The following is a 25041-nucleotide window of genomic DNA, read 5'->3' on the forward strand; positions in this document are numbered from 1 at the left end:
TCATGAAGAGAGATTATTCCTGATGTCGCTTCATTTTTTCACAACTCAATTCGTCAGATAGCGATAGAACATGCGTTTCACGATTTCCATGCCAACACCGTAAAGCATGGTGATCGTAAAGACAATCACGAGCAACATCGGCGGTGGTGTCACAAAGCCCAGTTTTTCGGCGAACGGTGAGAACGGAATCAGCACCGTCGTGATCGCTACGGCGATGATCGCAAATAAGAACAGTCGTCCTGGTTGACTCAGGAAGAACGGGCGTCTTGTGCGAATCACCATGAGAATCATCAGACCCGTCAGCGTGGATTCCACAAACCAGCCGGTCTGGAAGAGCTTCTCAAATGCCTCGGGGCTTTCCGTGGTTCGCAGGGAGTTAAACATCACCCACATCGCCCCGAAGGTCATGAAGTCAAATGTCGAACTGGCGAAGCCGAAAGACATCATAAAGCGTGTAATGAAGCCTGTATCCCAGTTCTGAGGTCTTTGAATCTGCTCAGGGTCAACACTGTCGGTTGCTAACGCCATCGCGGGGAAGTCAGCCAGCAGGTTCACTAACAGAATCTGGTGGGCCAGCAATGGATCAAACGGCAAAAACATGCCTGCAATGGCCAGGCTGAACATGTAGCCAAAATTGGCCGCAATCGCGAAAAAGACGTATTTCAAAGTGTTTGAGAAGGTGCGACGACCTTCACGAACACCTTCAACCAGCACGCTGAGGTCATGCTTCAGCAACACAACCTGAGCCGCTTCACGGGCCACATCAACGGCTGAAGCAACAGAGATCCCCACATCGGCGGCGTGAAGCGCTGAAGCATCATTGATCCCGTCGCCAAGATATCCGACGACCTGCCCGGAACGCTTCAGCGCGAGGACGATCTGTTCTTTCTGGTTAGGCTCAATCTCCGCAAAAATATCAGCTTCAAGAGCACGCAGCCCAATCGCTTCATCGCTCATCATCCGGAGGTCACTGCCCGTAATGATTGTGGGTGAAGTGATCCCTACGCGTTGACTGATCGATGCCGCGACGGCGCGGTTGTCACCCGTGATGACCTTGAGGCCCACGCCCAGATGCCGCAAATCTTCGATGGTCTGTTTCGCGTCGGCTTTTGGTGGATCAGCAAAGACCAGAAAGCCAGTGAACACCATGTCGTGTTCATCGTTTTTGGTAATATGTGCGGTATCAATAGAGCGGACGGCCAATCCCAGGACGCGCAGCCCCTGAGCACTCATTTCATTGAATCGTTGCTCAATCGCAGGCAGAAGCGACTCGATCTCTTTCTTTTCGCCATTTGCCGATTCTCCATGAGTACATACTTCTAAAACATTGGCAAGTGCCCCTTTAGTAATCAGAAGCTTCTCACCATTCTGCTTGACACGGATACTTAAACGTTTGCGGATAAAGTCGTAAGGAATCTCATCCAGCTTTTCGATGCCCGAGGTGTCGTACGGGCGATGATCGCAAATCGAACGGTCAATCGGGTTCGCAAAGCCCGTTTGAAAAAACGCATTAAAATAGGCGAGTTGCTGCACTCGATCACTCGGTTGTCCATCGATATCCAGTGTGTCGTGGAGTTGAATCACCCCTTCGGTCAATGTCCCTGTTTTATCCGAGCAGAGAATCGTCATACTTCCCAGATTCTCGATTGATAGAAGCTGCTTCACGATCACCTGATGTTTCGACATCGACTTCGCACCAGTGGCCAGCACCACACTGGTAATTGCGGGCAGCAATTGAGGGGTCATGCCGACGGCCAGCGCCAGGGCGAGCGTTAATTGCTCGATCACAGGACGATCCTGTAAGCCGACTTTCACGGCAAAAGCCAGCACCGTGATCACGACCACCACCTTGATCAGAAGTTGACCAAACTGGCGAATGCCACGCTCAAAGCCCGTCTCGGGGGGCTTGTGCTCCAATCGCTCCGAGATCTTACCGAATTCTGTCTCCGGGCCTGTGGCTGCAACGACCGCAGTGGCAAACCCGCTGATGACGTGTGTTCCCAGATGAACCGTGTTGGAACGCTGCGAAAGGGGAACATCCGCAGGAAGCTCGGCGACCGATTTTTCTGCGGGAAAACTTTCTCCCGTTAAAGCCGCCTCGTTGACGAACACATCGCGTGCTGTCAACAACCGACAGTCTCCCGGAATCAGATCTCCGGCTCGCAAGCTGACAATATCGCCGGGAACAACTTCGTTCAGTGGGATCAGTTTTTCCTGGCCATCGCGAATCACAGCGGCCTTCGTCTCAATCATGCCCAGCAGTTTGGACATGGCATCAGCAGCACTCAGTTCCTGCCAAAAGCCTAAAAGACCACTGAGAATCAGAATGATCATAATAATCACGCCGTTCGTGGCATCATCCAGCAACGTGAAGGAAAGCACGGCTGAGACGAACAGCAACAGAATGATGGGACTTTTGAATTGATCGATCAGCAGTCCCAATACCGATTTTCGATGTGGCTTCAGTTGATGGGAGTTTGCCAGCTTCGCCTGTGCCTCAGAATCAGACAAACCTTCAGGCGTTGTCTGCAACCGGATCAATAGTCGCTCAAGATCAACTGACCAGAAAACATCGGAATCGGACATGTTGGTCGACATCTCGACTCGTACTCCAACCGGATTGTGAACTCACCCCGTTCCAGGCGGTGGCATCATGCCAAAATTACGCCGGATGTTGAATGTACAGTTGCCAGAATTTCTGAATCGAAAAGCAGAACCTTTTATGAATCTTAAGGACGTGTCACTTCATCCTTGAGTGAACTTTTTGGCGGTGGAGCCGGGTGGGCTTCGATCATCTGCCATAATTGCGTTCCGACCAACTGCCCGGTGACTGGATCACGCAGCGTGCGTTCCCATTGCAATGTGCCAAAAGGCACCTCCTGCGAGAGCCAAAGATCCATGCGATATTTCAGTCGTAAGGGGGGAGGAGAGGTTGAATGTTCCGGGGGTTGATTCCCGGATGCAGGAAACTCCTGAGGGTAGACGACTTCCGTGGCCACTCGCTGTGTTTGAAACGCATCCCGTCGTAATGGCGTTTTGATATAGCGAATATAGCCAGCGGCATAAGGTCGCATCAGAGGCAGACCACGCACAAACGTCAGATCCTGAAGCTGTTCTTCCAATGTCACCTCATCAAACCAGGCGACGATTTGTGCCGGAGGATTGCCCTTCGCCAGACCAGCGGCATCAATCCAGAGTGTCCGCTGCGAATGCTGCGTCTGGCCAGTCCAGGCCCTGCTCGTTTCGGTGACTTCAACTCGTGAATAACGGGTTCCGCGAGATGTCTTGACCTCACCCGTCGTACGAAGCGTTAACGTCGCGCGGCTTCCTTCAGGCGACACACTCTGCCACGTCGCAGAAGCTTCCCCCTCAGGGATGCTGGAAAACCAGGTCATTAGAGGTGCTGACAACGCGGGGGGTGCCTGACGGTAATTGATCCATCCGGTTCGGTTCATCCAGTGAAATATCCATGGTTGCTGCCAGGCATTTCCTGCTGGCAACCATGCCGAAATGATCGACAGTCCAGCCAGCGTGACCAGTGTCCAGCGCCCCCATCGTCTTCTCGTCATCCAGCTGACAACCGGCACCGTCGAGAGCAGACCTAAGGGAACCAGCCATAAGGCCCAGCGCAAAGCGACACTCACGCCGCCGTAGTTATAATTCTGGGTGCGGGTCATATAGAAACCAAGCACGACAAACCAGGTCGCAGCGGAGATTAAGCTGAGGCCATTGGTGATTGACAGAAGTTCTAAACGAGCGGTGATCCATTGCCGACTGGCCACGAACCAGGCTGGCAACACTAACAACAGGAATGGTGTCAGCGAAAACAATCCATGATGCCCGAACAGGCAGTGAAAGAGATAAAGGGGGAATCGATCATCATTACGATCAACGCCCTGTGGCTCCATCCAATAGCTGGGAACTCCTTCGTGGACAAACCGATATCGGTCTGAACCATAGGAGGCATATAACGGAGAAAATTCCCCTGTCGCCAGATAGTTACAAATCAAAAAGAGAGTCAATGGGATGAAAACGCCCAACCCATAGGCGATGGCTTCAGGAATCAGTCGTTGATTGGCCAGGCGAAACGGATAGCCAATGACAACCCGCAATAAGGGGATCACGACGAGCATAAAAGCTGCCGGAAGTTCAAAACAGACTAGCCATCCACTCAGAAACCCCGTTAAACCAGCCCAATAGTATCCGGCAGACTTGTGGCTTGCGGAGAAAGTTGTCTCACCTGATGGAGCTTCGGCATGCTGCGTCTTCTCCAGCCAGATCTGCACACTCCACATGAGAGCCATCGTGATCGCAAATGCAGGAAGGTGGTTATTTAGCGTCGCCAGGAAGGGAACAGCCATTGTTCCCCAGGCGATGACCGCTAGCACAATTCCCGAGGTGAGGGCATCTCCCGTGGTACGGATGAGGTAGCGAGAAAACAGAAATAGCCCACCCAAAAATGGCAACAGATTCAGTATTAATAACGTGATTCCAGAAACGATCTGGGGATAATTGATCAGATCCCATCCCATCGCACGAAGTGGTGCATACACTCCCGCTGCCATGACGGCCAGAATCGGTGGCTTCGTACTATAGAAGCGCCCATCAATGCGAACCATATCGATGGTGTCCCAACCGGGGACGCGGCGAATCTCATCGATCTGGAAGGAGCGCCGTTCCACAATCGACCAGACAGCACACCAGCGGGAGCGATCATTGGCACTTTGCAGCGGTTGAGCATTGAGAATGATGGCTGATTGCACTGTGCCGACCACCAGTATCAACCAGATCACAAATGACTGATAAAACCGGTGAGAATCCGTTGATTGCGGCAGAGTATTTTCAGAGGGCAAGGTGGTCGAGGAACTCAAGGGAAGCACTTCACTGATGGGCACGGAAAAGCAGGAAACCTTCAATCTCTGACGATGTTAGGTTGCCCGGCTTCCCGAAGCAATCAGTTGTCCATGAGCTTCTTGATCGGGAAATGATGGGGGCCAAGTTTCCCGCCATAGTTTCCGGCAGTGATCACTGTTAGCCCTGGTGCATTCCAGAGTGTCTGAAAGGCCGCACGCATGGCTGCTTCTACTGAGTCAAAATCAACCCCGTCAATCACAATTTCATAGACCGCCACAGTGTCAGGAGGGAGTGTGGCATTGGCAGAACAGCCTGCCAGTGTCGGACAAAAATCTTGGTTGGTGCTCGCACGGAGGCTTTTGTATTTCGACCCAACTTTGCTGCCACTCCGCACGATACCGCCGGGAAAAGGGAGGATCACTCCCGCCACCTGACGCGCCGCCGCCACTGCCATTTCAGCCGCTGACAATGTTCCTTCTTGTGTCGTGCCGCCGAAGATCAGATTGCCACCCGCCACGCCTTTCCCAGTACCCACCGAGTCCACACAAAAAAACTCGCCATCCATCACGGGAATGCGCCAGTACCGCTGGCCCGCCAGTTGTTTGGAAATCTGGAAACCATCACCGAAGTAACGCAGTCGATCTCCTAAGGGAATTCGTTTGTCTGAAGGAGCATCGGGCAATCCATCAAAGATGGCTGTCGTGGCACAAGTGAGCAGGCATTGGCCAACACGATTGACAACGGCTGTGCCCAACTTCTCTCGACTAAAACTGAACATCATCAACGAAACCCCTGGTCTTCCGTCAGGAGTTTCGTTGGCAGCCAGATATCTCTCGACGCCCGCTTCCAGGTCACAGCCGATAACGCTGGTTGCGTAACCTGTGAAGACCGTTGCGGCAATTTCGACCCAATGTAATGTCTGGGCGGTCACGATTAACCGCGTGTATGACATCGGAAAAGCTTCGGCGAATGTCCATTCAATCAAAGCTCCCGCCCCGGATCGAGCAGAGCGCGAACGGAGATCGGCCATCGATTCATCAAGCTCTGGCAAGGACGTATCGTGCATCAATGGCATCTCTTTTCGGCACGGAGATCAATGTGAACAGGCTAAGAATCAGGGGCAACATCATCCTCGCTGGTCTGACTTTTTCTCAGGATGAATTCCCTCGAAGAGTGACCCGAGCAAATGCTCGCAGGGGGAATCTTAACACCATTTCTCGTCAGAGTCGTCCAGACGTTTTCCCATTCAATCCTGAGAAATTTCTGACTTGGAAAATCCCCCGGATCGAGGTTTAGTCCACTTTGTCGGTGCAATACTCATTCTACTCAAACAGTCTTTTATCTGCTGACTGGATTCAAGACGGGGGAGTTGCATGCGATGAAAGGCTGTGTGATGCTCATTCCCAGGAAAACAGATTTGCCTGGCTGATCTCTCGCATCACCTCTGCATGTCGCGAGGCAGAACGTCTCACTTTTGACCGAGTACGGTATCCATTTCAATCCGAAAGATTGCTGCATGCTTCAGGCTCGCGCACTCGTGAAAGATTTCGGGCAAGGAAATCACATCCTTCGCGCTGTCGATCATTTGTCGTTCACCGTGCAAGCCGGAGAGGTCTACGGATTATTAGGGGCCAATGGAGCCGGCAAAACGACCACGCTCAGAATCATCATGGGATTACTGGCTCCCACATCAGGAGAGGTGACCGTTGATGGATATCAGGTCACCCTTCAGCCGGAGGAAGTCAAACGGCGGATCGGATTGGTTTCGGCCAGTACCGGGATCTATCAATGGCTGACGCCTCGTGAAATGCTCCAATATTTTGGCGATATCTATAGCCTGACACCCGAAATGACAGCGCAGCGAATTCAGGATCTGAGCCAGTTGCTCGATTTTGCCAAATTTCTCGATCGCGCCTGCGGCAATCTTTCCACAGGGCAAAAGCAGCGTATTAATCTGGCTCGTGCGCTGCTGCACGACCCGCCCATGATGTTGCTTGATGAGCCAACGCGCGGGCTCGACATTCTCGGAACGCAAGTCATTTTTGAATACATCGGGTTGCTGAAATCTCAAGGGAAAGCGGTGGTGCTTTCAACGCACCGGTTGGATGAATCCGAACGCTTTGCCGATCGTTTCGGCCTGATCGATCGCGGGCAGCTTCGATTTGAGGGCACACTTCCCGAACTACAGCAGCAGACCGGTTGTGAACATCTGGTTGAGATGTTCGTGAAACATCTTGGGAAACCAGTTCTGATGACAGCAACCAACGCCTCTTCGTCCTCGATGCCAAGTTCGGAGGCACGTTCATGAGCGGAGTTTCTGCCCGGCAACCTCCGTTCGATCCCATGAAACGCCTGTGGAGATTGTGGCGGCTGGCCACGAAAGAACTGCGGGAAACGCTCCGTGACCGCCGGACGCTGCTGACGCTGCTGGTGATGCCGCTGATCACTTATCCCCTGGTGGGAAGTGTGATGCAGAAGTTCTTTGTCTCGAGTCTGGCTTCCACCGAGCGACCACTCTATCGGGTGGTGGCCGAAAATCGGGAACAATCCGAAGACGTATCGCATCTGCTCCGTGAAGCGGATGCGATTGAACGGGCCGGAGATGCTGTTTCAGACTTGAGATCCCCATCGATTCAACGACCTTCGTCCACTGACGATTCCACTGAAACGATGGAAGAAATAGATACCGATGGACTGAAGAAAACGCTTTCCGACAAACTCCGTCCCGAGCTTCGCCTGATATTCCCTGATGACCGACAGGCCACGATGGATGTGGAATTGCTTGTGAAGGAAGGGATTGCCGATGTCGGGATTCGACGACAGGAAAACGATGAATGGCAACTGATCTATTCGCCACAATTGATCAATAGCCAGCGGGCACGGGAAGGGATTCTTTCGCGTTTCCAACTGGTCAACGACGATTTTATTCGACAACTGCTGGCTTCCCAGCAACCACCTTTGGAACTGCCGGCAGCTACAACCAGTCTGGAGATCCAGCTTCCTGGGGGTGGGCCACTCGTTTCTATTGGTGCCCTCATTCCGCTCATGCTGATCCTGATGACCATTACCGGTGCTGTTTATCCGGCGATCGATCTGACGGCCGGTGAGCGTGAACGTGGCACGTTGGAAACATTGATGGCCGCACCGCTGCCACGTCTGGAAATATTGACCGCCAAGTATATCGCAGTGGTGGCTGTGGCCATGTTGACAGGAGCCGTCAATCTGCTGGCGATGTTCGTGACGCTCAGTTCTTCCGGCCTGGAAAAGATGTTACTGGGCGATGAAGGCTTGAGCTTTGGATTGATCATCCGCCTGGCTGGAATGCTGGCGTTGTTTGCCGGCTTTTTCTCAGCGGCACTGCTGGCGATAACCAGCCATGCCCGCAGTTTCAAAGAAGCTCAAGCGTCGATCATTCCACTCATGATTGTGTCTTTGGCACCGGGCGTGGCCAGTCTGCTTCCACAGATCAGTCTGTCACCGACTTTTGCGTGCGTGCCAGTGCTTAATCTGGTGCTGGCGACGCGGGATGTCTTTGCCGCAACCATCGACTGGCCCCTGCTGGCGCTGGCCATCGCGACGACAGCGATTTACACAGGGGCATGCCTGGCTTTCGCCGCCCGGTCATTTGGCAGCGATGCCCTTCTGGTGGTCTCGCAGAATTCGTGGCTCGAACTTTTCCAAAGACCAGAACCAGAGGCTTGGGGACAACCGGTGAGCATTCCACCGACCACTGGCTGGTTTGCCCTGATGGCGGTCACTCCCCTGTTTGTCGTCATTAGCGGCCTGGCAGGAAATTTGGGCGACTGGAGCCTGATCGCCCGGTTAATGGTCAACAGCCTGGTCACCATCTCGTTGTTTGCGGGAATCCCACTGGTGCTGGCCATCTGGAACCGTTGGCCGCTTTCGGTCGCTCTGGGGATGAAGCAGCCGAAGCTGCTCGCATTATGTCTGGCAGGGGTGGCCGGTCTTTCACTTTGGATGGTTCTGCTGCAAGCCGAAACAACCTTGATGTCTGATGTTCGCAAAGAAGAGTTAATGAAGCTCTTTGGCGGCCTTCAACTGAAGATCAAAGAGCTGCCGCTGGTCGTGAAACTGATTGCTCTGGCAGTCGTTCCAGCTGTCTGTGAAGAGATTTTCTTTCGAGGATTGCTGTTTTCATCGTGGAGAAAGTCACTGGGCGTCTGGCCCACGATTCTGTTGACAGGGCTGGTTTTCGGCTTGTTCCATATTCTGGTGCGTGATGCCATCGTTCTGGAACGATTCATCCCCACGGCTCTGTTGGGCGTCCTGCTGGGGATCATCCGGGAGAAGACTGGCTCACTCTGGCCCGGGATGTTGATGCATGTGCTGAATAACGGCACGGTGCTGGTTTTTGGCCATTTTGCAGAGACTTTTGGAGCTTTTGGCTTTGATGCCAATGATCTCCAAAGCCTTCCCGCCGCCTGGTGGATGACCGCACTGGCCTTGGGGACAGGGGCTCTCGTCGGGATTGGCATGCTCGGTTCTGCTGTGAAAACCGAGCAGCCATAGCCTTTGATCTCTGCTGACTTCTCGTTGTGGACACAAGCGATTGAACTCTGATTATCGAACACGGGCCTTGAATGTGATGACCCCGCCAGTCTTGCCTTCCAGTGGAGCATCCAATTCCCAGATCAGAATGTCACTTCCCAGACCATTGGGCGTGACTGTGATCTGGCCGGGCAATGAACAGGTGGAGCTTCCTTCCACATAGGTCAACCGTGGTGTCAGGTTATCGATGATCCGGACGCTGGAAACGGCGTTCGGGCCAATGTTATCGAAGCGAAGGACAAATTCGACAATTTCGCCACTCGTCGCGTCTTGCTTATCAGCCAGCTTGACGACGCGGACTTCACCGGGAGCCGCATTCTTTGCATCGTCAATCAACGTGATGACGGCTGCATGAACATCGCTGCGGCCTTCGATGGGGACTTCCAACTTGGCTGCAATGATCGGAGACTGCTCACGGCTCCATGCCATGGATGCCTGAATCCCTTCCTGAATCATCGCAATGTCATTCAATTCCATCTGCCCGGTTCGCAAGAAGCCAATACTCTGGAAGACATTGATCAACTTTTCGTGGGCACCCAGTCGCGTAATCTGTGCGAAGTCGTTCTGACCTGAGGTCGATTCCAGGCCGCTGGAGCGAGATCTCATCCGCAGTCCGCCAGCAGGAGTTTGCTGTGCCGACTGATCGATTTTTGTGTTGGCCCGCATACTGCGATCACCTGTCGCACCGGCCACATTGGCCAGTTCACTGACGGCTTCGCCGACGGCAGGTACGCTGACTGAACGAACGGCAGAGAAGCGAGGAGAGTAGATACAGGTTCGGCTCGAAGGCTTCAGACGTTCTTTACCATTGTGGTCGACAAATTCGGCAACGGTGTCTTCGGTTTCAAATCCAGAGAGTCCTACGGAGCCTTCAAATCTGACGGAGTCGAATCCTACTGGAAGCCCACGATCGCCGCCGTCGCAGATATATTCATCGGGATACTTCTTGCGGCATTCCATCAACAGGCATTCCTGAATGGTAAAGCCAGGTGCAAAGGGATGGGGGCAGAAATTGGGATCAGGGCAGCCAGCGACGACACGGCGATCCGGTGGGCAGACTTCAATTTTCATGCTGGCAGGCAAAGCCGCCGTTGACGGGGTATAGCCCGTTTGCTGGATCTGCCGGGCAGAAGGGTCTTGTTGACGACGGTTTCCGCCCAGACGAACCCGACCATCAGGGTTGGCAGGAGCTGTCACGGACATTTGCTCGGGAAAATCTGGGGCCTGACCACGAACGACAGATTGTTCGTCATTCAAAATCAGGTACGCGGGTGGCTCTGTGATCTGACGCATGGCGGTGACAGCCCGCTGTGTCGTGCACCCCTGAGTCATCAAACCGCTCAGCAACAGCCCGCCCAGCACAAGGTTCTGGACGCGAAGTGCGTGGTTCACGGCGGTATTTCTGGTCAGAGTCATCAGAGTGACCTCGGTAGAGAGAGCCAGGACGTTGCTGGACTTTTCAAAATTCAATAACAACGTGAATACAGCATCAATTCTGCTGGATTATCGTCGGATCAACGCCTCAACAGTGACTTGAGAGGCTGGCCGAACGGCTGATGGAGTCGATGTTCTTTTCGCTTGTGGAAGCTCTGGAGACACAGGCTTGGCCGCTGGCAATTGCACTGGCGGGCAGATGCCAAAGAATGACGGATCGTTGGGATAATGGGGATCAGGTGTGCGTCCTCCCAATCTGACAATTGCCACGGGCCGCCCCAGTTGATCAGCTTCCGCAAGCGCATTGAGATGAGGAGGGACTTCTGTCACGCGCAGGTCGGCATCGAGAACGGCTAGCGGAATGCGATCAGGCTTTTCAAGATAAACGACTTTGGTGACCAAGCGTCCCTGAGCGGCAAATTCAAAATCTTCTTCGCTGAACTGGACTTCAACCGGGAATCGATCAGCCAGTCCTTCGGGCGGATGCAATCGATCAACCAGTTCGATGGTTGGATAGAACTCCTGGTTGGGAAATTCAGGAAGTCCCGACAATCTCAACCGGTAGGTCTGCCCCACCAGAATCGAGGCTTGTCCCGGAGCGGGCAAACTCACAGGGCGAGTTGGTGCCCCATCAAAGAATTCAACCTGCCCTTGGCTGGGAAGACTCACGCGAACCGGCTGAAAGTATGCCGGTTGAGAAATTCCTACGGCTGTCGACCAGGCGGCCGCTGTGCCAGGTGAAGTCATATGATTCAGAGGATAATGCCGACCGTTGGTCGACGGATACTGCTGAGCCAGTGCGACAGTTCCCAAACCCATGGCCACCATGAGGCCAAGCCCCAGAGAAGCCGCAGGACGGAACATTGCGAGCAGTGATCGGGAGATATGCCATCGCATGTGAGTGGCTCTTGACAGGGAGAAGGAGAGACAATGTCGTTAATTAAGCGGGAGAATACCGACTGAAGAACGCCAAAGCCCCAGAGCGAACTCTGGGGCCAGGCCGTTTTGATCAAGCTTATGGTTGCATACCGGGTGGGCAGTAAGCACCGTTGGCTCCACCAGCCCCAGGAGAGTTCCAGGCTGGGTTGCTCAGTTCGCCGGGTGAGTAGACAGGATGAGTTTCCTTGTACTGCACATAACGAACAGGCTTCGGCAGGCTGATTCCAGGAGCATGTTCCACATCGATCAGCATGTGGTCGACAGGATCGGGGATATCCATCTTGGTACGGTTACGCATTGTGTGGCTCTTGAGACTAGCAGGACCACCATATGGCAGGTGGGGTGGACCGGCAAGACCGATGGGTGTTCCCGTGATGGGCTGGCCCCACATTGGCATCCCCATACCGCTGACATAAGGACTACCGGCTGGCTGACCGGGCAAGCCCTGACCTGCCATCATCATGGCACCGGGGACACCTGGGCCATAGCCGGGCATGGTGGTGATAGGCATCGGAGGAACATGCTGACCTTTGTCCCCATCAACAGCAGTGAAAGCGACTTGATTGACTGAGCCATGTGGGCCACCGACAGTGGCACCCACAGCACCGGGAGCACCCGGCATTTCCAGATCCATGTTACCCAAGCGAAGGATCGCCATGATTGTGCCCCGCTTGTCAGCTTCCTGCACTGGGTCAACACCTGGGTCAAGCCGTGTGGAGACCAGTGTTTCGACGTTGGCAATCGCCAGTTCCTGATACTTGGCATCGGGAAGATAGATGACCTTGGTGACGAAGTTGTTGCTTTCCACCTGATCAAGATCTTCGACGGTGATTTGCAGTGGCACGCTGTTATGAGACAGGTAGCCGACGGTATTCGGATGGCTGGGGTAGATCTGGAGCGTTGGGTACAGGTTCAGCCCCGGGCGACCTGGAACATTGGAAAGCTTCAACCGGTATGTTGCAGCCTGCAAGAAGTTGAATCGAGCGGGAGCAACCAGCTGGTTTTCGGCATATCCATCAGGAATCTGCCAGCCCACGTGCATTCCATCCGGCCCGACAAATCGAACCTGAGTCGTGGTTGGAATGCCAGGAGGCAGCATCCCCATTCCCATCCCGGGACCCATGCCTGGAGGACAGAACGCCCCGCCGGGCATGCCAGGGCCACCCATCATTGGGCCGCCCATTCCGGGGCCACCCATCATCGGCCCACCATTCATTGAAGCAGGAAGAGCTGGCATGACGCCAGGCCCCGGGCCATCGACCATCGGCCCCGGACGCTGCATCATGGCAGCGGGTGGAGCATGGTACTCGCCCTTGTTCATGTGTTGCTGTCCGTCCATGGCACAGCCGACGCACACAACGACGACTGTCCCCAATGCCAGGAAGTAAAACTTCATCGCGACCCCTCTTTGCTATCCACTGCACCATCCGGGGACGCCGGGCTGCCAACCTGGACAGACCTCGTGTCCGAACTGTGACGCTGATGTGCGTTTGCCAAGAATGAACTTCCCGTTCACTCCGAAGCTGAGTTCGCGTACTATCCGCGCCAGTGAAGCAGCAGATGGGTATCGAGCACAGACCTCGTGCAAAAGCACTTGACACACCTCTTTTCGGAATCCAACGTCCTGTAGCTTTGGAAAATCCGTCAACTTGGGAACGAAATGCATAACCCGCAAAGTCGAACATCCCGGAGGAACACGCAGAAACGGACACTTTCCCGTTTCAGGCTTCGTTATTGGCATGGTTTGCTGCTGGTTGCGCTCGCGGGGGGACTGCTTTGGCAGGTTCCGCACTTGCATAAGATTGCGTTTGCAGCACAACTCAATGAAATGAAAGAAGTTACATCTGATAGCGGGACTATTTTAACAGCTGTGCACTCGGTAACGTCCTCTTCTGCCAATCAAAACGAGCGATTGCCAACGCCTCGCATCAATGCGGATCAATCTCTTTCGCCGGATGTTTTGAAGGCGGTGCCAAATCCCATCGCGTCACCGGCGAAAAATGCCGGAGAGATCAAAGAGAAGGCATCAAGTGATTCTGCCCTGGTCAAATCGAACACGACGTCACCTCAGATCCTGGCCCTTGTTCAAGAGGCGCAGATCCGGCTGGCCCGCAGAAAATCGATTCAGGCAGATGTCAAAACATTGGTGCAGATCGGCGAGCAGGCCATGGTGGCGACGGGGCGTTACGAAGCTGAAGGCCTGAAGCTCCGGCTTTCGACTCAGTTAAAGCTGAAGTCGGGCCTGAAGGGGGAACTTCTGGAAGTTTGCGATGGGGAAACGCTCTGGAGTCGTACGGTCATTGACGACATGAAGAGGTATACCCGGCGGGATGTCCGGCAAATTCTCAATGCGGGTGCCAGCGGCGGCACGACAGAAACTTTGATGCTGTCCGAACTCGGGTTGGGCGGATTACCAGGGATCATGGCCTCGATTCAGCGCTGTATGGATTTCACCGCCATGCGGCCAGAATCAACCGAGAGTGGCCAGGTTTACCGGGTGCAGGGGGAATGGAAGCCCGAATTTCCCCAAAAGTGGTTTGGAAATAAATCCCTCGAAAGTATGGTCTACTTCCCGGACGTGATCCGCATCACTTACGCCGCAGATACTCTCTTTCCCGTGCGATTGCTCTACTTCAAAAGAGTGGAAAGAACCTCAAAGAAAGACGAGTCTCAGGCCGGTTTGCGGCCACTTCTTTCAATGGAGTTCGAGAACATTATTCTCGATGCGTCTCTGGATGATCAGCGTTTCGATTTTATTCCCACCGAAGGGGTCATCCCCGAGGATGTGACTAAACAGTATCTGGAACGAATTTTTTCAGCTAAACCCAAGCCGGCACTTCCCGCGAACCTTTCTGTCGGAACAGCCTCTGAGTCAGTGACTCAAGAAAAGACCAAGTAACACTGAGCCGCACTTGGAAGCAGATGCTGAACCCTTAGAATTTCTGGTGTGCACGAAGAAGTCACTGATTCATGGCCGATCCATCACTCGGGTGAGACAGGCAGCCAGGAAAAGGACGAGAAGCAAAAGAGCGGTCTTCAGTCTCTCGGGGGATGAGACACAATCCTCTTTCTGGAAAAGAGTTAAATCCTCTGTGCTTCTTATTGCTCTCCAACTTGCGATGACAATCGGCTTCACTTATACTCGGCTCTGTCGAGAGAACCTCAAGGAGGTTTCTGGCTAGGTAGCTCAGTCGGTAGAGCACAGGACTGAAAATCCTGGTGTCGCCGGTTCGATCCCGGCCCTAGCCATTTTTTGAGTTGAAAAAGCACGCCGAACCGGCGGCCCGATTGGGCGTGCGGGTTCGGCGTGTTGCTTTTACCTAGCCGTGCCTGCAACTGTCACCACCACATCAACCCTCAGCAGGTCTCCCCGCTGATCCCGCGTGGCCTCACCGAGATGAGTGACATATTCGGGATGAACTCGCCTTTTTCAAGTGTGGCTCTCGATGGCCCTCAGCTAGGATCACTCGGCTTGTTGCCTCCTGATGGAGCGTCATGGCCAGTGAGCGAGCGATATCAGTTGATGATTATTCACTGCATGCTGCAGCAGGATCTCATTGACCTGTCAGGATGAGGCTTGTTCCTATTTTTAATGCGAGAAGAGCCACGGACTTTCCATCCGTGGCTCTTCTCGCATTAAAAACGCTGCGTGTACTTTTTTGTTTGGGATTGGCCTCAAACAAATGAGAGCGGAGGGACTCGAACCCTCGACCTACGGATTAAAAGTCCGTTGCTCTACCGACTGAGCTACGCTCTCAAACTCTTGCATCTCACAAGGCGTTCGGTCACGCCATAGATTACCGTTGACGTTAGCGGTAATCCGCTTGAGACACGAAGTGTAGCTTCTGGTTCGCAGGAGTAAAACCAACCGGCGACAATTCGTATCAAACCCACGGGTAAACAATTAATAAACGCGATCCGAAGAATCGTTGTGATCGATTCCAACGAAACGATTGGCGGCAATGACGCCTGATACGAGGATCTGCAGATGGCGTTTCCTGCAATACGCGACCTGAAACAAGATGAAAGTACGAAGCTAAGCGGGCCAGATTTGACTTCCGCCATCAACTCGAATCACTTGTCCAGTGACAAACTGCCCCAGTGGGCCGGCGAAAAACTCGACGACGCGAGCGACTTCCTCGACCAGACCAATGCGATCCAAAGTTCCTGATTCCACCAGGCGGCTTTCATCAACAACGCGAGTTCCGAGAAATCGACCAGTTCTCGTTTCACCTGGTGCCAATGAATTACAGGTCACATCATAGGGCCGAAGCTGCTCGGCCAAGCAACGGGTATATTCAACGACAGCAGCCTTGGCTGTGGAATAGATCGCGCTGTTGGCGTTGCCTTTAAAAGCTGAAATGGAACTTATGGTGACGATGCGTCCTTGCCGTCGTTCCATCATCTGGCGGGCGACTTGCTGGCAGACAAAAATGGTGCTTATCAAATTGCGATCAAGGACAGCCCGAACATCGATCGGCTTGATCATGACGGCGTCGTTAGGATTGGGTTTACCGCCAGCGGCGGCAATATCACCTCCCGCCGAGTGAATGAGAATGTCGATCGGCCCCAGTTGAGACGTGACTTCGTCCACAACGCGGATCACGTCATGTTCTTGCGTCAGATCCCCGAGTACGCGAAACGTACGGGTCGAAAATTGTTGCGAGATTTCGTCCGCTGTCTGGGTCAGGCTGGTGCCTTCGCCGTATTCAGCCGGGCCGTTTTCCCTCAGGCCGTGAATTCCGACATGGCATCCAAGACTTGCCAGATGTTCAGCAAAGGCTCTACCCAAACCACGACCTGCCCCAGTCACCAGGGCGACTTTTCCTTCAAGCAAGCGCGACATGCATGTCTTTCTGAAAAAACCACCAGTTGAGTGATCACTGTTGTGGATTTGTATTGAATCGTCTGTCACATTCCGCAGCGAGGGACGTAACAGATCATGAAACCTCAAGGGGAAGCCGTGGGACGGCACTGATTACCAGCCTGAGACTTACCAGCCCAGAGACATGTTGGTCTCGATGGCGCGTTGAGCCTCATCTTCAGAGACTCCCATCCCTTCCATATAGAGATGAATCGCTCCCACCTTGTCGCCATGAGACTTGGCTAAACAGTCCCGCGCCATTTCACTGGGAGAGGTGGGGCCTGTCAGTCCGAGAAGCCGCTTGGAGATGACCCAGGCATCACGTGGCCGACGACTGATACGCAAAACCTCTTCGTCAGGAAAGGTCTCATGCGTCAGCGATTCGGCAGCATCTTTGGATTCAGTCCAGGCCACCATGATGTGGGCAGACGTTTCAATCTCGAACAGGGGCATGAATCGGTCTCGCAACTAGCATTCAGAACACCCTGAAAAGTATAGGTTGCTCCGCCGGATTGCTCCACCCAGAGGCTGATGATGACAACTTGTCAATTTTGAAAAAGAAAAACAATCGCTCACATCAAAAGGAGAAATACTGTGGCAAGCCATTACTGGCAGCGATTACCCCTCCAAAACACCAATTTTTTTGACAGCACTGTCAGCCCGATTAAAAATCGACCTTCACACCTTCACGCTGGTAGATGGGCAGATGTCGGTAATAGACTTCCAGCGTCATGACGGCCAGGCAGGTCATATAGAGACGGCCACCGCTCCCGCCGTGGGGGTCGGCCACATTCCAGCTTCCCGCTTCATGCCCTTTTTTAAGCTGCGTTTTAATGAGTTGCTCACGCATCACAGCATTCCACCGTTGCCATTCCGGCCCTCCCCAGTGGTGCATGACCTGTGTGGCGTAATAATTGTAATACATGTCGTTCTTCGCAGGCTTTGCCTTATCAAGATGTAACACACCCTCTTTGAGAGCGGTCTTGGTGGGTTCCCACCCCATATAAATCCGGCAGAGAAGCCCCGCAGCGGTCATGGAATTCTTGGCATCACCAGTTCCAGGCACATAGGTGTATTGTGATCCGCCATTCTTAGCGCAGGCATCGAGAAACTTTTCTGCACCGCGAAAGGCTTGTGGTGGAACGCGGATTTTGCTCATTTGAGCACTCTTCAGCGCCATGACCTGCCAGCCCACCACCGACGTATCACCTGCCTGACGTGGTTGATATCGCCATCCGCCATCCTTTGGATTCTGAGCGTTGACAATAAATTTGACCGCATTGAATGCGGGGGTTCTTAATCGCTCATCTTTGGTCATCGCCAATGCTTCACATAAAGCAATTGTAACAAGCCCTTGTGTATAGAATCCCTCGTTCGACTGCACGTTTCCCCGAAAATCGCCCCCTTCGGGAGTGATTTTCTGGCTCTTGATCATGAAGTCGACGGCGCCCTTCATTTCCTTCTGGTAGTCACCCTTACGGTGTGTATGGCCGCCACCCATATAGGCCAGCATTGCCATCGCTGTGGCGCCCGTTTTACAGGCTTTCAAAGTCCCCGGCTGCTTGCAGTCGCAATCCTTGATGCCGGAGGTATGGTTGAAATTCCAGCTGCCGTCATCTCCCTGATGATTGGCAAGCCATTTCAGACCCGTGAGTACCGAGGCTTCGCTGGCATCATTTCCCCCTTGTTCTTTGACAAGTTGGGCCTTGGCCACAGCAGAACGGCCTGCCATGGCATCGCCAATTTTGATATTCAGATTCGCGGCGCCATTGTCCACCGAATCCAGCACCATCGAGGGATCCAGATCATTGATACTGGGCATCTCGATGGGGACTTCTGCGATCTCCATGGCTCCCGCTTCGCCGGGATTGGTATCCAGGTTCGTCTGGTCAATTTCTTCGGGCTGGATGACCGAGCTTTCTTCGGTGATCGGATCAGCTTCTGTCTCATTGATCGAAGCAATCGTGGTGAAAATCTCTTCGACGACCCGGCTGTCAAAGACCATCATGGCGCAGGCGGCCAGAATGATGGCGTGAAAAACAGCGCTAACACCAATCGTGACGGCAAGTTCCGTCATCTTGACTGATTTGGCTGGCGGAGCCTTCAGCGAAAAAACCGGTTTGGCTGATGGGGTCGCGGGAGACGACGACGTTGGAAGGCTTGTTGCCATGCGATAGCTTCCCGCCTGGAGTGATGGCCAGAATTGGCACCACCAGACTTCAAAATATCAATCAATGAATAGATGTAGAAATGCACATGTATTATACGAGAGAGAACTGCAAGGGTCAATGACCTGATCACTCCCCTGACCTCTCACCTCGCTTGAGGTCGTCTTGTTCGTGAAATTTCCTTGCCGGGCCTTCGTTTTCCGAGACTCAATTCTTTCGACTGATTAAGAGGTGGCAATGTGCCGCTGTCCTGACGTTTTCGAGATACTCCAACCCCGCACCTTCCATCCAACCCCGATATTCCAACTCACTGTAAGCACGCCCTTCAGTCAATGAAAATAGTGCCACGGAATAGAGAGCGATGGGAAGTGGCCCTTGCAAATCGTTGTCCAGCAGAACGTCGTGAATCAGTAATCTTCCGCCTTCCGGAAGATTGTGGGCAGCTTTTGCCACCAGTTTCGCACACTCGGGCCGATCCCAATCGTGCAATACATTGGAAAGCAGTATGTCATCGGCATGTGGGAACGGGGTGGCCCACATGTCCCCTGGCACCAGTTGAATACGATCAGTCGTTCCCGTTTCGCGAGCCAATTCCGCCGTCGTTTTCAAAACTTCCGGGCGATCCAGCACGATTCCTCGCCAGGTGGGATGCTTTTGCAATAGCGCCATCGTGTAAATTCCGCTGCCACCAGCCACGTCCAGCACCACACGCCCCGGCTGGCCATCTGCTTGAGAACGGGCATTTGAGTGACCAGCGGGATCACGTAACACATCAGCCAGATGGGGAGCCACGTTCCATGCGCGACCCGCCAGTGATAACGTGAGAAATCGTGCCGACGCCTCCTGCTCCATCGCCGATTGAGAGCCTTCCTTGTAAATGAATGCGGCCCCGGCTGAGGTGGACTCACCCGCAGGACGGTCTGACAGCAAACGCTCTACCAGTGCCAGTGTTCCAGGTGACTGGGCCGCCAGAGCGATGTAGCCGCCGATGTCAAACGGACTTGAGGGCACGAGATGATGGCGGGCTGCTTTTGTCAGCTCGATCCTGCCATCCGTTTGGCGCGATAGCAAATTCATGGCGCACAACCCTGTGACCACCACATGGGCGGCTCTCTCGGAAAGTGCGAGCGACTGTTGCAGTTCATCGAACAAAAGCGGTTGGTCGGATAGCCGTTCAAAGACCTTCAGATGAGCAACGGCTGCTGCCAGCAGTTCTGTTGCAAAGTTTCCACGAAACAGATCGAACAGAGGTGTGGCATCGGATGGTGGAAACCGCAGGGCGTCACGTGTCAGCATCAGGTTTAGCTTTTTCTTGGTGTTATCGAGACGTCAGGTTCATCAAATGCCGCGCCAGCAATGGCACGTCAGTCAGCCCCCAGGACGTTGTGGGAATGTTTCTGCTTGAAGAAAGTATGACTGGCCCTTCGCTTGCTTCTTGCCCGGGAGTTGCCAGGCGGCCGTGCGAACCTTTGATGATCGAGGCATCCAGGCCAATCACATCCATGTAATAACGAAAGCCCAGTTTTTTGCGGAGGAGTCGCCTGGCGGCCTTGAGTTTTGGCCAGCGCAGTTGTGGGTCAAAGAACAGTTCTGCCGGGTCGTAGCCGGGCTTACGATGAATGTCGATCGTGGGCGCATAATCGGGAGCCAACCGGTCATCCAGCCAGAAGTAATAGGTGAACCATGCCTCTGGGGCTGCTACTGCCACCAGTTCACCGGCCCGCTCATGGGCCACACCCAGTTCTTTTTTTCCCGATTCATCGAGAACTCGTTCAATGCCGGGAGTCTTTTCCAGCAACTGCCTGACCTGTTGAAGATCCGAGGATCGGGCGACATAGACATGGGCCACCTGGTGGTCACTGACAGCGAACGCCCGGGAGGCGCCACAATCCAGCGTTTCATAACCCAACGGCTCACGGCGGACAGTCAGCAAACCCGCTTCTCTCAGAACACGGTTGATGTGAACCGGCTGATGGACGGCAGTAATTCCGTATTCCGACACCACAAGAACTTCAGCACCCTGTTCTTTGGCAGTCGCGATCAGGCGTCCGGCTTCCGCGTCGACCTCACGCAGGGCCGTTTCAATCTGCGGTGCCTCAGGGCCAAATCGTTGTAGGTCGTAGTCGAGGTGCGGCAAGTACACGAGAGTCAATGCCGGTCGGTGCCGCTGCATCACGTCGAGGGAAGCACTGGCAATCCAGCGGGAGCTTTCGATCCCTGCCATAGGCCCCCAGAACGCTGGGAGTGGGAAGACTCCCAGTCGTGATTGCAATTCATCCCGCAATGACGCGGGTTGCGAATAAGAATCAAAAATCTTGCGGCCATCCGCCGGATAGCAGGGGCGAGGCGTCATTGAAAATGCCACGGGGGCATACATGTTGTACCACCAGAACATTTTGGCGGTGGTCAGGCCGGGGTCGATTGCCGCCAACTGTTCATAGAGCTTTTCCCCTTGTATTAACCGGTTGGATTGCAACCAGAGACGGACTTCACTGGTGTCGCGGAAATACCATCCATTGGCGACGATGCCGTGCTGGGTGGGCAGTTTGCCAGTCAGCATGGATGCCTGGGCAGTGCAGGTGACCGCCGGGAAAACGCCAGTTGCAGGAGCGGCGTAACCTTCACGAGCCAAAGCTGAAAGACAGGGAGTCTGTGTTCCCAGATGCTCGTAAGTCAGTCCAACAACATTGATGATGACCAGCGGCTTGACCATGCGTCAGTCGATTTCTCATTCAAGAGTCAAGCGGGTGCAGGGCATGCGCTCTGCCAATGACAAAAACTCATGTCCGGCGTACCGTCAGCAAACCGGGGGCGGGATTACTGGATAGACCCGTTCTTAGGATAATGTGGCTTACAATGATGTCGAACCAATGAAATTGATCAGCGTTTCATTCACCATTGAGGGCTTTTCTAAAACGGAAAGATGCCCTGCCTCGGGAACCATGACATATCGGGCTTGCGGAATTCGCGCTGCCATTTGCTCCATGCCCAAGGGGGGCGTGATTCGGTCATGTTCGCCTGCGATCACAAGAACCGGAAGCTTGGCGTGTGCCAGCGTTTCGCTAGAATCCGTTCGCTTCGCCATCGCACGCTGAGCCACCGCCAGCCCGCGGGCCGACTGTGATATCATTAAGTCGCGCACAAAATCGAACAACGCCGGGCGGTCTTCGTTGATCTTTGTCCCCATCATTTGTGGCAACATGGCTTCGGCAGCAACCCGGCTGCCATCGGTCAGCAGTTTCTCTGCCATCGCGAATCGCTTCTGAGCCGCCTCTTCAGTGTCTGCTTCACTCTTGGTGTTGCAAAGTGTCAGTGACTTCACTCGCTCGGGAAAAAGACGGAGGAGTGCCATGGCGACGTATCCGCCCATCGACAACCCGACCACATGCACGGGCTTGCGTGGGGCAATCAGGTCACAGACAGAGAGTGCCGACAAGGCATAAGTTTCGAGCGACACTTCGCTGGCCACCGCAGAATCAGTCGCGAGAAGAGTTTGCCCGAACCCTGGGAAATCTGGCGCAATCACCTGGCCATAGGCTGAAAGCGGCCCTAACTGTTCCCGCCACATCCGATGGCTTAAAGGAAAGCCGTGAAGCAGCAGGATGGGATCGCCTTCTCCCTGAACAGCGGCATAAACTTTACCGGTCGATGTCTCAAAGTAGGGCATGATCTTTCCCCAAGGGGGTTCATCTGGTCTCGCATCAGCCAACTATGCAGTCTACGTCTGACTGCGGCGGTCGCAAAGTCCCGCCCGGTCAGTGAGTTTGCACGAATCGAAAAAAGGAGAAACCCAATGCGGCGTTTCCTCTTTTTCAGGACATCTCATACGAGGTGTTCATGACTTCACACCATCACTCAGAGGTGGCATCTCATAGAAGAACGGGCAGCCCATCACATTATGAACTGCCCGTTCTCTTTGATCAGTGTTGATCAGATGCCGGACTTTGCTGTGAGAAATCCCGTTCTCTGGATCACTTTACAGGGCGGAGTTGCCAGTCTTCACTAAAAAAGCCGGCTTTCACAATCTTGCCGGGGAATCTGGCATCAGGTGGCGTGCGAAAATCAATGATCGCCCAATCGGGCAGGCGAGGAACCTGCCGGGCATTGTTGAGATAGTCATACTCGCGATAAGTCAGACCACTGTTGAGAACCACATATTTTGTGGGCGAGAGCGGATTGGGATAAATCATCGCAATGGCATGATGATCGATAGAAAAGCGTTCCTCTCCAATTCGCCACGATGTTCCTGTTTTGCGAAAGGGGAGCTTTTCCACAATTTTGGCAATCAACGGGTTGCTGTTTTCATCGCCCCACAGGATCAGATGATGCTTCTGCATGTCCTCGGGCGTGACTTTATCGGCCGCAATCAGACGGACATCCCCCCGCATTTGCCGGAGCCATTCCCTCTGAGCGCGGGTGGCTTCTTTATTCACCCAGTCATCAAATGCTGGCGTGGCTCCTTTCTGAGTGGGAAGCACAAAGGCAAATGACTCCATCATGCCATCATCGATTGGCCCCTGGAGTCCATGGACTTTCCTCAGTCCCTTGACGGGAGCAGGGCCATTCTTCCAGCGACCCTTTTCCTGATGGAAGCGAGCTGTCCATGAGCGATCTGACATGCCGCCGGGAACTTCGATCATCTGAGGTGAGCTTCCCGCAAATTCGACCGCGATTGTCTGATTGGGGAGCGGGAATGTTCCAGAAGGAAAATCAAATTCGATTTCAGTCACACCACTGGCGTTCACACGAATGCCACCTGGTTCTACGAGAGAAGCTTGAACCGTTCCAAACTTCCAGTGTTCTTCCAGTCCGACCACGCGGACCCAGAAGCTACGGTCATATCGCAACGTGCAGGTGGTGAAATGGACATTCCGTGGCGTTCGATCGCGGCCGTCGACTGCCAATGAGGCCAGCCGACGCTCGATCTCGACCTTGGAATCGGGATGGAGCTTATGGGCGGTTTGCGGCCCAATAATGTGAACAAGCCGGTCACCAATCTTGGCCATGGCGGCTTCCATGACATCGGCGGCCTGCTTCTGCTTATCGATCTCTCCGCTGTAGGCAATTGTTGGAAGATTTCGCAGATTCAATGCCCAGTAGGGGGCGTCGTAAAGTTTCCAGAGGGTCTGCTCGAAGTCTGCGGGAGCTAATTTTTCCTGTTGAAACACATTGAGAAATAACGGCGTTTCCGAGAAGCCGGCCCCAGGATTGGCGGCAAACCAGCGATCAGGATAATGAACAGCCAAATGCCAGACCGCAGCGCCACCCATCGAGAACCCGCGAATGGCAATTCGCTGGGGATCAACTGCGTAATTGGCCTGAGCATGCTCCAACGCTTCGAGTGAATCAACCTCTCCGGCCAACTTGTTCGCATTGCAAAAACGGGCAAAGGGATGAACCACCAACGTGCGAGGTGGAGCAAACTCTCCGACTTGTCGGGATCGCTGGTAGATGAACTGCATTTCGGGAGTCCGTTCGGCTCGCCCCCGGAACCACAAATCACATCGATGAAGCACATCGGGCGAATAATTGCCGGGAACGACAACCCCATAAGGCTGCACACTGCCATCGAGCTTTGATCGGAACCCACGGACAACCAGACCCGTGCGGGTGGCCCAGGGAGCCTTGCCCGATTCCAGCTCATCGGCCCGTGTCAATCCTTCAGCCAGCACATCTTTCGCCTGCTGAAACTCCTTGGCGTCATAGAAAGTGTTCTCGTCCAGCGCTAATCGGACACCTCGTGAATAGATGGCGACATCTGGCCAATATCTAGCCGTGTTCGCGTCCTTGGCGGCTTTTTCGCTGAGCGTTTTGACCTTGGCTTCCAGTTTCTGGAGTGTCTCGGTTAATTCCTTCCGCACTGCGTCATCGATGGCAATTCCCGGCGGGGGAACCGGTCGCACATTGGCCACCTGATTGTCGCCTGGGCCATCAGCGAACAGTGCCGTTGGAGAAACGAGAAATACCAGCATCAAGCCAGCGACTTTTGTGAGAAGTTTCTCACGACGAATTCCAAGACTCAGCATTGCGAATCCACCTGCCTGTTCAATCCGTGTTGTCGTTCATGCAGACTTCAGGCCGCTGGGCGTCAAACGACGCGCTAACGAATGCCGAAGTGCTGATCCATGGCAAGGTACGAATTGCATCACAGACTGGCAATCGAAACGTCAGACATTGCTGCTTGCAAAGGGATAAGATTTGTAACTGTCAGGA

At 53.9% G+C, this 25041-nt stretch carries 16 protein-coding genes and 2 tRNA genes; 4 read left to right on the top strand and 14 right to left on the bottom strand.

Features of this window, described 5'->3' with window-relative positions; all coding sequences use genetic code 11:
- Positions 1-45: 45 nt before the first annotated feature.
- The 3 genes from mgtA to fhcD all read right to left on the bottom strand — a co-directional run bounded on the left by mgtA (position 46) and on the right by fhcD (position 5884).
- Positions 46-2586 (bottom strand): magnesium-translocating P-type ATPase, encoded by a 2541-nt coding sequence (mgtA, locus tag SH287x_RS11555; RefSeq protein ID WP_479514468.1) that lies wholly within the window; start codon positions 2584-2586, stop codon positions 46-48.
- 143 nt (positions 2587-2729) lie between these two features.
- A complete protein-coding gene (locus tag SH287x_RS11560) occupies positions 2730-4895 on the bottom strand; it encodes a hypothetical protein (protein ID WP_479514469.1) in 2166 nt (721 codons plus the stop codon).
- Between the two features lie 59 nt (positions 4896-4954).
- Complete coding sequence (fhcD, locus tag SH287x_RS11565) at positions 4955-5884, bottom strand: formylmethanofuran--tetrahydromethanopterin N-formyltransferase (protein WP_479518700.1); 930 nt, start codon at positions 5882-5884, stop codon at positions 4955-4957.
- A gap of 486 nt (positions 5885-6370) precedes the next feature.
- Between fhcD and SH287x_RS11570 the strand changes: the two genes are divergently transcribed.
- Together SH287x_RS11570 and SH287x_RS11575 are read left to right on the top strand one after the other, a co-directional pair.
- Positions 6371-7162 carry an ABC transporter ATP-binding protein gene (locus SH287x_RS11570; protein WP_479514470.1) on the top strand — a complete coding sequence of 264 codons (792 nt, stop codon included), beginning with the start codon at positions 6371-6373 and terminating at the stop codon, positions 7160-7162.
- On the top strand, positions 7159-9384 hold the full coding sequence (locus SH287x_RS11575; RefSeq protein ID WP_479514471.1) for an ABC transporter permease subunit/CPBP intramembrane protease: 2226 nt from the start codon (positions 7159-7161) through the stop codon (positions 9382-9384). Before SH287x_RS11570 ends, SH287x_RS11575 begins: the two co-directional genes overlap by 4 nt.
- Before the next feature lie 51 nt (positions 9385-9435).
- Here the strand turns inward: SH287x_RS11575 and SH287x_RS11580 are convergent, their stop codons facing one another.
- The 3 genes from SH287x_RS11580 to SH287x_RS11590 form a co-directional block, all read right to left on the bottom strand.
- Complete coding sequence (locus tag SH287x_RS11580; RefSeq protein ID WP_479514472.1) at positions 9436-10839, bottom strand: hypothetical protein; 1404 nt, start codon at positions 10837-10839, stop codon at positions 9436-9438.
- An 87-nt stretch (positions 10840-10926) separates the two neighbouring features.
- Entirely contained in the window at positions 10927-11754 is an 828-nt protein-coding gene (locus SH287x_RS11585; RefSeq protein WP_479514473.1) for a hypothetical protein, read from the bottom strand.
- Between the two features lie 118 nt (positions 11755-11872).
- The gene (locus tag SH287x_RS11590; RefSeq protein WP_479514474.1) at positions 11873-13192 is read right to left on the bottom strand and encodes a hypothetical protein; all 1320 of its coding nucleotides are present in this window, start codon (positions 13190-13192) and stop codon (positions 11873-11875) included.
- 474 nt (positions 13193-13666) lie between these two features.
- Between SH287x_RS11590 and SH287x_RS11595 the strand changes: the two genes are divergently transcribed.
- Positions 13667-14695 carry a hypothetical protein gene (locus SH287x_RS11595; protein WP_479514475.1) on the top strand — a complete coding sequence of 343 codons (1029 nt, stop codon included), beginning with the start codon at positions 13667-13669 and terminating at the stop codon, positions 14693-14695.
- A 277-nt stretch (positions 14696-14972) separates the two neighbouring features.
- Positions 14973-15045 (top strand) — tRNA-Phe (locus SH287x_RS11600).
- A gap of 435 nt (positions 15046-15480) precedes the next feature.
- On the opposite strand, the gene SH287x_RS11605 is transcribed toward SH287x_RS11600, so the two are convergent.
- The 8 genes from SH287x_RS11605 to SH287x_RS11640 form a co-directional block, all read right to left on the bottom strand.
- Positions 15481-15553 (bottom strand) — tRNA-Lys (locus SH287x_RS11605).
- Positions 15554-15832: 279 nt separating this feature from the next.
- Entirely contained in the window at positions 15833-16642 is an 810-nt protein-coding gene (locus tag SH287x_RS11610) for an SDR family NAD(P)-dependent oxidoreductase (RefSeq protein WP_479514476.1), read from the bottom strand.
- A gap of 147 nt (positions 16643-16789) precedes the next feature.
- Entirely contained in the window at positions 16790-17113 is a 324-nt protein-coding gene (locus SH287x_RS11615; protein WP_479514477.1) for a DUF6793 family protein, read from the bottom strand.
- A gap of 211 nt (positions 17114-17324) precedes the next feature.
- On the bottom strand, positions 17325-18830 hold the full coding sequence (locus tag SH287x_RS11620; RefSeq protein WP_479514478.1) for a prenyltransferase/squalene oxidase repeat-containing protein: 1506 nt from the start codon (positions 18828-18830) through the stop codon (positions 17325-17327).
- A 205-nt stretch (positions 18831-19035) separates the two neighbouring features.
- A complete protein-coding gene (locus SH287x_RS11625) occupies positions 19036-20124 on the bottom strand; it encodes a methyltransferase (RefSeq protein ID WP_479514479.1) in 1089 nt (362 codons plus the stop codon).
- A 22-nt stretch (positions 20125-20146) separates the two neighbouring features.
- Positions 20147-21541, bottom strand: a complete 1395-nt coding sequence (locus SH287x_RS11630; RefSeq protein ID WP_479514480.1) for an alkaline phosphatase family protein — start codon at positions 21539-21541, stop codon at positions 20147-20149.
- A 138-nt stretch (positions 21542-21679) separates the two neighbouring features.
- Positions 21680-22495: an alpha/beta fold hydrolase gene (locus tag SH287x_RS11635; RefSeq protein WP_479514481.1), complete on the bottom strand. Its 816-nt coding sequence runs from the start codon at positions 22493-22495 to the stop codon at positions 21680-21682.
- A gap of 304 nt (positions 22496-22799) precedes the next feature.
- Positions 22800-24854, bottom strand: a complete 2055-nt coding sequence (locus SH287x_RS11640) for a prolyl oligopeptidase family serine peptidase (protein WP_479514482.1) — start codon at positions 24852-24854, stop codon at positions 22800-22802.
- Positions 24855-25041: the final 187 nt, after the last annotated feature.

It is taken from the genome of Planctopirus sp. SH287 (assembly GCF_056500625.1).